We start from the raw sequence: 14154 nt of genomic DNA on the forward strand, positions 1-14154 counted from the left end.
AAAGTGGATATTAAGTATATATTAGGTCCTATGATATCTTTTTTATTTCATAAGACTTAATTATATAAAAATGGTAATACTTTAAGGTGAGGTGTTACCATTTTATGATTAAAGAAAAAACAAACATATTACTTTATATATTTATAGTTTTTATATTATCGAGTTGTATATTTTTACTTTATTATAAAGATAAATGGCTATCAATAATCCTTGTTATCTGTTTTTTTATTTTCTTTATTTTATATAAGAAAATAGATTTATTTATTATATTATCAATTTTCTTTTTAATACCTATAATAAATAATATTTACTATTATAATATAGGCCTAAAAAATGTTGAAGAAATAAGGATAATATCACTTAATAGTTACGGGGGAGTCGGAGAGATAAAAGGTAGGAAGGCTTACTTATCTGGAAATTTAAATGATTTAAGTTTAGGTGATAGAATAATAGCTAGTGTTGAATTAAATAAAGATATAAATATAGAAAAAGGCATTATTGGAGAGATAGAAATAAATGATTTTGACAAATTAAATTTAGATATTAAAGGGAAAATTTATAGGATTAGAGAAAATATTTTTAATGCAGTTAGTGAAAAGCTAGGAAGTAGAAGAGCTGCACTAATTACATCTATGTCCTTTGGCTATACTGAATTTTTAGATAGAGAAGATGAGACCACCATGAAAAATTTAGGGGTATTGCATGCTGTTTCTGTATCTGGACTTCATATGGTTTTAGTCTACACCATATTAAAAAAGATTTTTGGACGAAACATAGCTCCAATAGTAGCAGTTATATATGTAATTTTTACAGGTGCTGCAATATCAACAATTAGATCTTATATTATGCTTTTAAGTTTAAGCTTAGCAGTGCCATTAAGAAGAAATTATAATCCTTTGGCTGGGTTATCTTTAGCAGGAATAATACTTATTTTATATAAACCCTATAGTATCTTCGAAGTAGGATTTCAATTAAGTTTTTTATCTACTCTTGGAATTATTTTATTTAATAAGAAATTTAATAAAGTTTTCTATAAGCTTCCTAAAGCAATTAGGGAAGGAGTAGCAATAAGCTTAGCATCTCAAGTATTTACATTTCCATTTTTAGTTTTATATTTTAGAGAATTTTCATTAGGTTTTCTTGCAGGTAATCTAATTTTAATGCCTTTAATGAATGGAGTTGTAATCTTAGGTAATCTTTTAGCATTAACATTTAAAATAAAATTTATATTTAATTATTTATCATTTATTGCTTACTATGCTACCTTATCTTTAGATATACTTTCAGAAAAATTACTGAGTGTTTTGCCGAGTATTTTATATTTAAATGAGATAATTGCAATAAGTTATATTGTTGTTATATTTACAATTTATTTTTATAAAAAAGGGTATAAAAATATTGTGTATTTTCCTATTGTAATTTTAATGTATATTTATATTAATATTTATAGTCCTCTACCAAAATTAGAATATTATAAAGATGGAATAATATCAGTTAGTTATAAAGGTGATAGAAATATATTTGCATTAAAAGAAGGAGTAGATCTAGAAAAATATAAGGTTATTACATTATCAAATAATGAATATAAAGATTTTAATAAAATAAAGATAAAATATGGCGTAGAAATAGAAAAAAGCAACAAGGATATATTAATAAAAAATAAGGATAAGAATCATTTAATAAAGCTTTCTAGAGGGAAAATAGATTATAATTATGATATAATAGACTGCAAATATAGTAATTATATAAAAATTATTTTATATAAAGATCAGGTTTTAGTATTTAATTAAGAAAGGTAGATTGCTTTGATAGATTTTGATGTACTAGAAGGTGAAGTGAAAAAAGGTAAGATTGATAATTCTTATATTTTTTGCGGATTAGATGAAGAACTAATTAAAGAAGGTATAAGTTTAGTAGTTAATAGCACTGTTGATAAATCTTTATTAGACTTAAATTATATAAGATTAGATGGATTAACTACAACTTTTGATGATATTATGAATGCTTGTGAAACAATGCCTTTTATGGGAGATAAAAAAGTAGTAGTAGTTTATAGAGCAAGCTTTTTAAAGGATAAAACAGATTCAGCTGGAACTAAAACATATAATGAAATTTTAAAATATCTAAAAGATTTGCCTCCATATACTGTCCTTATTATGTATTATTTATTTAATGATAAAAGAGATACTCCAAAGAAAAGCAATAAAGTAAGAGCTTTAGATAAGGTTTCTAAAGTTGTACATTTTGATAAATTAAAAAAAGATAGATATTATAAAAAAGTAGAAGAAGTATTTAAAGAAAAGGGAAAAGAAATAGGAAAAATTGAATTAAGATATTTTGCTGAAAAAGTACAAAATAATTTTGATATTATTAGAAGAGAAGCTGATAAGCTTATTTCTTACACGGGTAATAGGGGAGTAACTAAGAATGATATAGATAAATTAATAGCAAATTCTAGTGAAGATGATATTTTTGATTTGGTTGATTTTATATCACAAAAAAAAGCTGAAAAAGCATTAGATTTGCTTTATGAATTATTATCAAAAAGCGATCAACATATGCTTATTATTTCTAATATAGAAAATAATTTTAAGAGACTTTATGAAATTAAAATTTCTGTTCAAAATGGAGCAAGGGTAAATGATATTTCTAATAAGTTTAAGCTTCCAACCTTTGTTTGTGAAAAGCTTATTAATCAGTGTAGCAAATTTTCTGTTAAACAACTTCAAAGACTAATGGAAATTTGTTTAGAAACCGAAAATAAGATAAAAACCACTGGTGTAGACAAAAATATGGAGATGGAACTTATGATATTTAACATATTTATGGTTAAGTAAAAGAGATATCATAACAAAAAATTGAGAATTTAAAAGGAAAAATTAATGAAAAAAAAACTCCTTTAGGAGTTTTCATAGTGACTAAATAGCAAAATAATAGCCGATCCAATGGATCGGCTTCTTATTTGATTACGCCATAGCGTTTAACTTTGCAGCTAATCTTGATTTCTTTCTAGCTACCATGTTCTTGTGACATACTCCTTTTTGAGCAGCCATGTCTAAAGCTTTAACAGCCTTAGGAAAAAGAACTTTAGCTTCTTCTACGTTGTTTGCAGCAACAGCTACTTCAAACTTCTTTACAACAGTTTTTAAAGCTGATTTGATCATTCTGTTTTGAGCAGTTTTAGTTTCAGTAACCTTTATTCTCTTTTTTGCTGATTTAATATTTGCCATTCTAAATTCACCCCCTTAATAATTTTATTAGGGTCTCTTTGCAGTTTTGGGGAAATCTGCGTTCGAGTTCGTTTTTAACATACTAGATTATATCATTGAAAGTTTATAAGTTCAAGTATTAAATTACGACATTAAGGAAAAATAGAATAGATAATAGTTTTTTTGGAGGTATTTTTATGATTAATGTAAGAACGGATTTGGCAATTGAAGCAAGAGATATGTATACAAAAGAAAATAAAAGAGAGCTTGATGGAGTTATTGTAGATGAAGAGAAAGAGGGAGATATAAAGATAACTACAGTAACTATTGAAAGCGATGAGGCTGGTAGGGAACTTGGAAAACCAAAAGGAAATTATATCACTATAGATTTCCCAGAATTTACTCATTACGATGGAGAATCTATGGATAAAGTTTCAAAGGTTGTTGATAATGTTTTAAGTAGATTGGTAAATATGCCAGAAGAAAAAACTGCATTAGTTGTAGGACTTGGAAACTGGAATGTTACCCCTGATTCTCTTGGACCAAAGGTAACAGAAAAAATTATGGTAACAAGACATTTAAAACAAGTTATGCCCGATGCAATTGATGATTCTGTAAGACCTGTTTGCTGTATATCCCCTGGAGTTTTAGGAATAACAGGAATAGAAACTGGGGAAATTATAAAATCTCTTGTAGATAGAATTAAGCCAGATTTAGTTATTTGTATTGATGCCCTAGGCTCTAGAAAGTTAGAAAGGGTGAATAGCACTATACAAATAAGTGATACTGGTATTTCACCAGGAGCAGGTGTTGGTAATCATAGAATGAAAATAAATGAAGAATCTCTAGGAGTTAAGGTAGTTGCAATTGGAGTTCCAACAGTAGTTCATGCTGCCACTATAGCAAATGATACTATAGATTTAGTTCTAGATGGACTTATAAGCAAAGCTGAAAAGGGAAAAGAATTTTATAATATGCTAAAATCAGTAGATAGAGCTGAAAAAAATCAGCTAATTAAAGAAGTATTAGATCCCTTTGTAGGAGATTTAATGGTTACTCCAAAAGATGTAGATGCTGTAATTGAGTCATTAGCTAAAATTATAGCAAACGGAATTAATATGGCAATACAACCTAACCTTGATATGGAAGATATAAATAAATTTATGAATTAAAAAATATTTTTTAAATTTATTAATAATTATGTAACTCTCTCAATATATTTATTAGAGGAAGGGGGAGTTTCATGTATTCATTGAGACAAGGTTTACCTAGTAAGCAAAGAATAAATAAAAGTGGAAAGGTAGGGCCTAGTAATACTAATTTTAGTGTTGGCTATTTAATTATTATAGTAGCTTTTATCTTATTTATAATAAGATCAATAAATGTAATAAATAGTTACAATGAAAGAGGAGGTTATGCATATGTTCAAATGCTTAACTTTTCTATGCCGGTAGTTAAAACACAAGTATATGATGAAGGAGCCTATGCAGATAATAATCTTTCTTTAAAAAATGTAGTTTTTGAGGCATTGGGAGTTAATGGAATAAATGCTTATAACATAGTAGGTAAAGAGATAGGATTATTTAGTAATATTCTTGGAAACTCATCAATAACTTCATCTATAAAGAAATTAACACCTTTTTCACTAAAAAATGAAAGTATAGCTAAAATGACTGATGAAGAAATTGCAGAATTGAATAAAGTTAGTGAAGCATACGATCCAAGTTTAAAAAAGACAATAGATAATACAAAGCCTGAAGTACTTATATTCCATACACACACTACAGAAAACTATGCTGAAGCAGGTCAAGATACTATGGAAAGTGATTTTAATGTAGTTGGAGTTGGGGATGTATTATCTAAAGAACTTGAAGAAGGATATGGAATATCTGTTATTCATGATAAAACAAATCATAGTGTATCTTATAATGATAGCTATGCAAGATCAAATGAGACTTTAAAAAAATATTTAAATGAGTATGGTGATTTTAAGATAATAATAGATCTACATAGAGATGGTGTAGATAGTGCTAGAGCTGATCAGTTAAAGAGTATTTATACTGTTAATATAAATGATCAAAACTTAGCCAAAATGATGTTCGTTACTGGACAAAATAGTACGAGATATGCTGCAAATAAGGCTTTAGTAGATGAGTTATATAATACTGCTAATACATTATTCCCTGGAATAATAAGAGATACTTATGAATATGAGATAGCAGCAACATCTATTAATTATAGCTTAAGTGATAACTTTATACTAATTGAAGTAGGCGCAAATGTTAATACAGCTCAAGAGGCTAAATTAACAGCAAAGTATATTGCAAGAATACTAGCTGAACACTTAAATAGATAAAATATGAATAAAAATTAGTTTTTGTGAGCATCCTTTAGATAGTAAAATACTAGGGGGTGCTTTTTTGATAAATAAAAGAGTAGTAGTTGGAACAATAATATTTTTAATAATAATAGTTTTAGGATTTATTCAAATAAATGTAATAAATACTAAGGCTTTATCACCAATTGGTAATGGTGAAGACAATTATGAGTTAGTTAGGGAAGAATTCGGAAAAGACTTTGAAGAGTTTATAAGGGATGATGCCGAAGTGAAAATTTATACTCCTAATGATAATAATGAAAATATGATGGTTAAAGTTTTTGATAGAGAGCTTATAATTAATTTTAACAATAAAATTACTGAAAAGTTTTATAATCTTGGAGGATTTATATATAATGGTTTTAATAGTATAATAAATAATTTTAATGGAAAAACAAATAATACTGAGGATAATAATAATAGTGAAGATTTAGACAAAATTATAAATGATTTTTTAGAAGAAAATAATAATGATGAGTAACACTTATTAACAACTTCACATTTATATTGACATCTAACCTAGACTTTGTGATATAATTTACCTTGAAATTTAAAATGGGGGTGAAGTGACTATTAGCCTAGTTGCATAATAGTTTTATATATGAGTAGTAATAGACAAGAACGTATTAGAAATTTTTCTATAGTAGCCCATATAGATCATGGGAAGTCAACCCTAGCTGATAGATTATTAGAAGCCACAGGAACTCTTACTCAAAGGGAAATGGAAGAGCAAATCCTTGATAATATGGAAATCGAAAGAGAAAGAGGAATAACTATAAAATCACAAGCAGCAAGACTTGTTTATAGAAGACCTGATGGAGAAGAATATATATTAAATTTAATAGATACTCCAGGACACGTAGATTTTACATATGAGGTTTCAAGAAGCCTAGCTGCATGTGAAGGAGCAATATTAGTAGTAGATGCCACTCAAGGTGTTCAAGCACAAACTTTAGCAAACTGCTACTTAGCATTAAATAATGATTTGGAAATTGCGCCTGTTATCAATAAGGTTGATTTACAATCTGCAAGACCTGATGAAGTTAAACAAGAAATTGAAGATATTATAGGAATAGAAGCAGAAGATGCACCTATGATTTCTGCTAAAACTGGTTTAAATATTGCGGATGTTTTAGAAACTGTAGTTGAAAAGATTCCAGCACCTACAGGAGATGAAGATGCACCTCTTAAGGCATTAATCTTTGACTCTTATTATGATAGTTATAAGGGTGTTGTATCTTATGTAAGAATTTTAGATGGAGTAGTAAAGCCAGGAACAAAAATTAAATTAATGGCAACAAATAAAGTTTGTGAAGTAACTGAAGTTGGAGTATTTATCCCTAAGGCATTACCAATTAACGAATTAAGAGCGGGAGATGTTGGATATATTGCAGCTTCAATAAAAAATGTTAGAGATGCAAGAGTGGGTGATACCATTACTGAAGCTGAAAGGCCAACAGCTGAGGCTTTACCGGGATATAAACCTGCTGTTCCAATGGTTTATTCAGGTATTTATCCAGTAGATGGAGCAAAATATCAAGAACTTAAAGATGCATTAGAAAAGCTTCAAATTAATGACGCTGCATTAAGCTTTGAACCAGAAACATCAATAGCTTTAGGTTTTGGATTTAGATGTGGATTCTTAGGATTATTACATATGGAAATAATTCAAGAAAGAATAGAAAGAGAATTCAATTTAGATATTATTACAACTGCACCATCAGTTATTTATAAGGTAATAAAAACTAATGGGGATGTTATAGAACTTACAAATCCAACTAATCTTCCAGAAGCAACTGAAATAGAGTATATGGAGGAACCAATAGTTAAAGCAAGTATAATAGCTCCTTCTGATTATGTAGGTGCTGTAATGGAATTATGTCAAGAGAGAAGAGGAACTTTCATTGATATGCAATATTTAGAAGAAACAAGAGTTTCAATAAATTATGATATTCCATTAAATGAAATAGTATATGACTTCTTTGATACATTAAAGTCTAGAACTAGAGGATATGCATCATTAGATTATGAGTTTAAAGGATATACACAAACTGAGTTAGTTAAGCTTGATATTATGTTAAATGGAGATGTTGTAGATGCTTTATCTATGATAGTTCCTAGAGAAAAAGCTTATGAAAAAGGAAGAGGAATAGCCGAAAAACTTAAAGAAATAATTCCAAGACAAATGTTTGAAGTTCCAATTCAAGCGGCTGTAGGATCAAAGATAATAGCAAGAGAAACAGTTAAAGCAATGAGAAAAGATGTTCTTGCAAAATGTTATGGTGGAGATATATCCAGAAAGAAAAAGCTGTTAGAAAAGCAAAAAGAAGGAAAGAAGAGAATGAGACAGGTAGGATCAGTTGAAATTCCTCAAGAAGCATTTATGGCAGTATTAAAAGTAGATAAATAAATTAATCTAACAAAAAGGCTAAATCAATTTGGATTTAGCCTTTTTGTTAGATAACTATAAGAGTAAGGTGGTAATATTATTAGTTTATATTAACTTGAGATGTTAATATAGTTTATTATATACTTATAATGGAAAATTTGTTACATATTCATTATTTTAAATATATAGTTTCTATAAACCTATAAAGTTCTGATAAATCACAAGTATTTCCTATAGCTCTTAAGTAAGGAATAAATTTATAATTATCTAATTCTATAAATTTAGGTACCCTAGGATTTATTCTAAAATAATTATTCTTTAAAAATTCTTTGCAATACATATCTTCTAAATCAGACATTCCATCCATTAATAGCGCTAATAATGGAGATTTCATTTTAGAAAAAGGATGAAAAGACCATTGTAATATTCCCCAATTTTCAGTTTTCCCTATTATTTTTTCGGGACTATTTCCAGTTCCTATAGATAAAAGTACAATATCATCTATATTGTATTTAGGAAATGAAGATAATGATGATAAAATTGAAATTGCAGTAGGAGAGTTAGCTATTACCCCTCCATCTATATAATTTTTATGAGATGGAAAGTATGTAGGGGCAGCAGAGCTAGCTAAAATAGCATCACCAGCAATAAAATTACTAGTTGAATTTATAGATAAATTATTAAAAAATACAGGTTCCCAAGACTTCTTTTCTTTATCACCTAAATAAAATGAAGGAATAAAGATAAACTTTTTAAAATTTGAAATTTTAAAGTCATCTTCAAAATAATTATTAATTAATTCTTTTAAAGCTTTATTATTAAATTTAGGTCTTATTAAATTAAATCTAGAAGGAGAGAAGATTTCTTTTGCAATTTTAGTAGTATATAAGTAATTTAACTCTTTTAATGGAATTCCTTTAGCAAGAAAAGATGCAATTATAGCTCCTGTTGATGTTCCTGCAAAAAGATCAACTTCATTTAAAAGGTTTGGGAAATTATCAAGAACTCTAATTAATATCTCAATACTTAAGGAACCTTTTATCCCACCTCCATCAAAGGAAAGAATTCTAAATTTTTTCAAATTAAATACTCCTAACAAATTTAATCATTGCTCTTATTAATATATTCAAAAGATTGGATTATGCTTTTTATTTTATTTTCTTTTTGTATAATAAGGATAAGAATAAATTATTATAGAAAGAGTTGATAAAATGGAAAAGAAAAAAGAGCTATCTCTTTATATACATATACCTTTTTGTAAGCAAAAGTGTTTTTATTGTGATTTTCCCTCATATGCATCTATTGACTATTTAAGAGAAAATTATGTAGATGCTTTATGTAAAGAAATAGAGATAAAGGCTAGTAAATATAAAATAAAAAGTATATTTATTGGCGGTGGTACACCATCTTATTTAGAAACTAAAGAAATTGTTAAAATGTTAAAGTCTATAAATAAGCTTAACTTAAGTGAAGATATGGAGTTTACTATGGAATGCAATCCTGGAGCTTTAGAAGAAGAAAAACTTAAAGCAATGCTAGATGGAGGAGTAAATAGAATTAGTATGGGACTTCAAGCTGTTCAAAATTCATTGCTTAAAGATATAGGAAGAATTCATAGTTTTAAACAATTTGAAGAAAATTTTAACTTAGCAAGAGAAGTGGGGTTTAAAAACATCAATATAGATTTAATGTTTGGACTTCCTAATCAAAGATTAGATGAATGGAAAGAATCACTCGAGGTTGTTGCAAGGTTAAATCCAGAACATATTTCTGCTTATAGCTTAATAATTGAAGAAGGAACAGCATTTTATAAGCTTTGGGAAAGAAATAAATTAATATTACCTTCAGAGGAAGAAGAGAGAGAGATGTATTCAATAACTAAAAATGTATTAAAGAGTCATGGTTATCATCAATATGAAATATCTAATTATGCAAAGGTAGGATTTGAATGTTATCATAATAAAGTTTATTGGAAGAATGATGATTACTTAGGAATTGGCTCTGCTTCCACATCATTTATAGATGGTAAAAGGATAAAAAACATAGAAAATGTAAAAGCTTATATAGATAAAATAAATTCAGGCGAAGACATAATAGAAGATATTACTATAAATACATTAGAAGATAGTATGGAAGAATTTGTTTTTATGGGATTAAGAATGATAGAAGGTATTAATATTAATGAGTTTAATAAAAGGTTTGGAGTAAATATTGAAAGTATATATAAAGGGGTAATTGATAAAAATATTAATAATAAACTACTTCTTTTAGATAATTATAATTTGAGGTTAACTGAAAAGGGCATAGAGTTATCAAATTCTGTTATGAGTGATTTCATACTAACTTAACCATGATAGAAAAAAAGAGAAAATATTAGAAAAACAAAGAAATTAAAGGATAATTTTATAAATTTAAATGAGATTATTTATTTTATGCTCTAATCAAATTGACAAAAAAGTCAATAAGGAATATATTGATATTGTAGTCATTAGCACTCGATGATATTGAGTGCTAACAGGTAGAGGTGATATAATGGCTATTGATGAAAGAAAAATAAAAATACTTCAGGCTATCATTAATGACTATATCATGACAGGAGAGCCAGTAGGCTCAAGGACAATAGCTAAAAGATATGACTTAGGGGTTGGATCAGCTACAATTAGAAATGAAATGGCTGATTTAGAAGAAATGGGTTATTTAGAACAACCTCATACTTCTGCCGGAAGAGTACCTTCCAATAAGGGATATAGATTATATGTAGATAAACTAATGGAAACAGGAAGGCTCAGTAAGGACGAGGAATTAAAAATAAAGGAATATATAATTAATTCAGCAATGTATGAAGTTGATAAAATAGTAAAGCAGGCTTGTTCATTATTGTCAGAGCTTACAAATTTAACAACTATAGTACAAACACCCTCTGTAAGAAGTAGTTATATAAAATCCATTCAATTACTTCCGATAGATAGTCATAATTTGGTTTCTGTAATAGTAGCAGACAGTGGAGTTATTAAGAATCATAGAATAAGAGTAAATAATATGCCAAAGCCTGAAACTATCCAAATGATAAACAAGGTCTTAAATTTAAGACTAAGAAATTTAACTATTGAAGAAATTAACTTGGAAGTAATAAACAACCTAAAGCATGAATTAGCTGGGTTTGATGAAGTTTTCAATGGATTACTTCCTGCTTTATATGAAACCTTAAAGGAATCTAATAATACAGAAGTATTTATTGAAGGGGCAACTAATATTTTTAATTATCCTGAATATAACAACATTGAAAAAGCAAAAGAAATTTTATCTTTAATTAATGATAAAGATAATTTGCTAGAGTTAATTGAACCAGGAAATGATATAACTATTAGAATAGGAGAAGAGAATTTCTTCCCTGAAGCAAAGGACTGTTCTATTATATCAGCAGAGTATTCTGTAGATGGCAGGCCAATAGGAAAAATTGGATTAATTGGACCAAAGAGAATTAATTATTCTAAGGTTGTTGCAATTATGAATCAAGTTATGAAAGAGCTTAATAAAAGCTTAAGAAATCAAATTATAGAATAAAGAGATGAGGTGTTTTTGTGGAAGATATGAAGGAGAGAATAGACGATCAAGAAAACTTAGAGAATACTAATGAGGCTGATAATAAAGTTGATAACAATGAAGAAGTAAACTCTAATGTTGAATCAGAAACAGATAGCTCTTCAAATAATATGGCAGAGGACTCTTCAGAAGATATAGCTTTTGAAAATAATGATAAGGAAAATGAATTAGATATTATGCGTAAGTTAAAGGATGAAAATAAGAAGCTAAACAACGAATTAGAGGCTTTAAAAGAAAGACTACTTAGATTAACAGCAGAATATGATAATTATAGAAAAAGAACAGCTAAAGAAAAAGAAGGAATATACACAGATGCATGTACAGATGTGTTAAAGGAAATGATTCCTGTGCTAGATAATTTAGAAAGAGCAATTTCTGTTGAGGGAAGTGTTGAAGATATTAAAAAAGGAATAGAAATGACTATTAAAGGATTCAAAGCTTCTTTCGAAAAATTAGGAGTTGAAGAAATAGACGCAACTGGAGAATTTGATCCAAATTATCATCAAGCAGTAATGCATATTGAAGATGAGAATCTTGGAGCTAATTCAGTAGCGGAAGTATTCCAAAAGGGATATAAAAGAGGAGATAAGGTAATTAGATATAGCGTAGTAAAGGTAGCTAATTAATATTAAGACATATTAACTAAACTTTAATATATAAGATATAGTTTTTAGGAGGAAATATATTATGGGAAAAATAATAGGAATTGATTTAGGAACAACTAACTCATGTGTAGCTGTTATGGAAGGTGGGGAACCAGTTGTTATTAGTAACTCAGAAGGTGCTAGAACAACTCCATCAGTAGTTTCATTCCAAGCAAATGGTGAAAGATTAGTAGGACAAATAGCTAAAAGACAAGCAATTACTAATCCAGATAAAACAGTAATCTCTATTAAGAGACATATGGGAACAAATTATAAAGTTAATATAGATGGTAAAGATCATTCACCACAAGAAATATCAGCAATGATACTTCAAAAAATTAAAGCAGATGCTGAAAGCTATTTAGGAGAAAGTGTAACTCAAGCAGTTATAACAGTTCCTGCATACTTTAATGACTCTGAAAGACAAGCAACTAAAGATGCTGGTAGAATTGCAGGGTTAGAAGTTTTAAGAATCATAAACGAACCAACAGCAGCTGCATTAGCATATGGATTAGATAAAATGGATACTAACCAAAAAATATTCGTTTATGACTTAGGTGGTGGTACATTTGATGTATCTATCCTAGAACTTGGTGATGGTGTATTCGAAGTTTTATCAACAAATGGAGATACTAAGCTTGGTGGAGATGACTTTGACCAAAGAATTATGGACTTTATTGCAGAGTCATTTAAAGCTGAAAATGGAATAGATTTAAGAAATGATAAGATGGCACTTCAAAGATTAAAAGAAGCTGCTGAAAAAGCAAAGATTGAATTATCTTCATCAATGCAAACTAACATAAACTTACCATTTATAACAGCTGATGCAACAGGTCCAAAGCATATAGATATGAACTTAACTAGAGCTAAATTCAATGAAATTACTCATGACTTAGTTCAAAGATCAATAGAACCAATGAAAAAAGCATTATCAGATGCAGGACTTTCATTAAGTGATATAGATAAAGTAATATTAGTTGGTGGATCTACAAGAATTCCAGCAGTAGTAGATGCGGTTAAGAACTTTACTGGAAAAGAACCTTCAAAGGGAGTTAACCCAGATGAATGTGTTGCAGTTGGAGCAGCAATTCAAGCAGGTGTATTAACTGGAGATGTTAAAGACGTATTATTATTAGACGTTACACCATTAACTTTAGGAATTGAAACATTAGGTGGAGTTGCTACACCACTTATTGAAAGAAATACTACAATTCCTACTAAGAAGAGTCAAACATTCTCAACTGCAGCAGATGGTCAAACATCAGTTGAAATTCATGTAGTTCAAGGTGAAAGACAAATGGCTGCCGATAATAAGACATTAGGAAGATTTACTCTATCTGGAATAGCTCCAGCACCAAGAGGAATTCCGCAAATCGAAGTTACATTTGATATAGATGCTAACGGATTAGTTAAAGTATCAGCTTTAGATAAGGCAACTAATAAAGAAGCAAATATTACTATTACAGCATCAACTAACTTAAGTGATGAAGAAGTTGAAAAGGCAGTAAAAGAAGCAGAAAAATTTGCTGAAGAAGATAAGAAGAGAAAAGAAAAAATAGAAGTTAAGAATAATGCAGACCAAGCTTCTTATCAAACAGCTAAGGCTTTAGAAGAATTAGGAGATAAGGTATCTGCTGATGAAAAGGCTACAGTTCAAGCTAAATTAGATGAATTAAATAAAGTTAAAGATGGCGAAGATGTAGAAGCTATTAAAAATGCAATGGAAGAATTAAATAAGGAATTCTATGCATTATCTTCAAAAATGTATCAAGCAGCTGGTGGAGCTGAAGGTTTTGATCCAAATAACATGGGCGGAGCAGGCTTTGATCCAAACAATATGGGCGGAGCAGGAAACGCTTCACATGATGATAATGTAGTAGATGCAGATTTCGAAGTTAAAGACGACAAATAGTTGTAACTTATTAATGAGAT

General features: G+C 28.6%; 12 protein-coding genes. 10 read left to right on the plus strand and 2 right to left on the minus strand.

The window, feature by feature from the left end:
• The first annotated feature begins 104 nt into the window (after nt 1-104).
• Nucleotides 105-1790 carry a ComEC/Rec2 family competence protein gene (locus ACQPUY_RS05065; RefSeq protein WP_430839902.1) on the plus strand — a complete coding sequence of 562 codons (1686 nt, stop codon included), beginning with the start codon at nt 105-107 and terminating at the stop codon, nt 1788-1790.
• A 15-nt stretch (nt 1791-1805) separates the two neighbouring features.
• Nucleotides 1806-2837, plus strand: coding sequence for a DNA polymerase III subunit delta (gene holA, locus ACQPUY_RS05070; RefSeq protein ID WP_430839904.1), 1032 nt, complete (start codon nt 1806-1808; stop codon nt 2835-2837).
• 129 nt (nt 2838-2966) lie between these two features.
• Here holA and rpsT read toward each other — a convergent pair whose 3' ends face one another.
• Nucleotides 2967-3230 (minus strand): 30S ribosomal protein S20, encoded by a 264-nt coding sequence (gene rpsT, locus ACQPUY_RS05075; RefSeq protein ID WP_430839906.1) that lies wholly within the window; start codon nt 3228-3230, stop codon nt 2967-2969.
• A 176-nt stretch (nt 3231-3406) separates the two neighbouring features.
• On the opposite strand from rpsT, the gene gpr reads away from it, so the two are divergent.
• The 4 genes from gpr (at nt 3407) to lepA (ending at nt 7996) form a co-directional block, all read left to right on the plus strand.
• Nucleotides 3407-4381: a GPR endopeptidase gene (gene gpr / locus ACQPUY_RS05080; protein WP_430839907.1), complete on the plus strand. Its 975-nt coding sequence runs from the start codon at nt 3407-3409 to the stop codon at nt 4379-4381.
• A gap of 71 nt (nt 4382-4452) precedes the next feature.
• Nucleotides 4453-5565, plus strand: coding sequence for a stage II sporulation protein P (locus ACQPUY_RS05085; protein WP_430839909.1), 1113 nt, complete (start codon nt 4453-4455; stop codon nt 5563-5565).
• A 64-nt stretch (nt 5566-5629) separates the two neighbouring features.
• On the plus strand, nt 5630-6067 hold the full coding sequence (locus ACQPUY_RS05090; protein WP_430839911.1) for a hypothetical protein: 438 nt from the start codon (nt 5630-5632) through the stop codon (nt 6065-6067).
• A 120-nt stretch (nt 6068-6187) separates the two neighbouring features.
• On the plus strand, nt 6188-7996 hold the full coding sequence (gene lepA / locus ACQPUY_RS05095) for a translation elongation factor 4 (protein WP_430839913.1): 1809 nt from the start codon (nt 6188-6190) through the stop codon (nt 7994-7996).
• A 151-nt stretch (nt 7997-8147) separates the two neighbouring features.
• Here the strand turns inward: lepA and ACQPUY_RS05100 are convergent, their stop codons facing one another.
• Nucleotides 8148-9056, minus strand: a complete 909-nt coding sequence (locus ACQPUY_RS05100) for a patatin-like phospholipase family protein (protein WP_430839914.1) — start codon at nt 9054-9056, stop codon at nt 8148-8150.
• Nucleotides 9057-9186: 130 nt separating this feature from the next.
• On the opposite strand from ACQPUY_RS05100, the gene hemW reads away from it, so the two are divergent.
• The 4 genes from hemW (at nt 9187) to dnaK (ending at nt 14134) form a co-directional block, all read left to right on the plus strand.
• Complete coding sequence (gene hemW / locus ACQPUY_RS05105) at nt 9187-10323, plus strand: radical SAM family heme chaperone HemW (RefSeq protein WP_430839916.1); 1137 nt, start codon at nt 9187-9189, stop codon at nt 10321-10323.
• Nucleotides 10324-10507: 184 nt separating this feature from the next.
• Nucleotides 10508-11539 (plus strand): heat-inducible transcriptional repressor HrcA, encoded by a 1032-nt coding sequence (gene hrcA, locus ACQPUY_RS05110; protein WP_430839918.1) that lies wholly within the window; start codon nt 10508-10510, stop codon nt 11537-11539.
• 26 nt (nt 11540-11565) lie between these two features.
• Nucleotides 11566-12204 carry a nucleotide exchange factor GrpE gene (gene grpE, locus ACQPUY_RS05115; protein ID WP_430840254.1) on the plus strand — a complete coding sequence of 213 codons (639 nt, stop codon included), beginning with the start codon at nt 11566-11568 and terminating at the stop codon, nt 12202-12204.
• Between the two features lie 61 nt (nt 12205-12265).
• Nucleotides 12266-14134: a molecular chaperone DnaK gene (gene dnaK, locus ACQPUY_RS05120; RefSeq protein WP_430839920.1), complete on the plus strand. Its 1869-nt coding sequence runs from the start codon at nt 12266-12268 to the stop codon at nt 14132-14134.
• The last annotated feature ends 20 nt before the right edge of the window (nt 14135-14154 follow it).

The organism is Clostridium nigeriense, assembly GCF_050585245.1.
GTDB lineage: Bacteria > Bacillota > Clostridia > Clostridiales > Clostridiaceae > Clostridium > Clostridium nigeriense_A.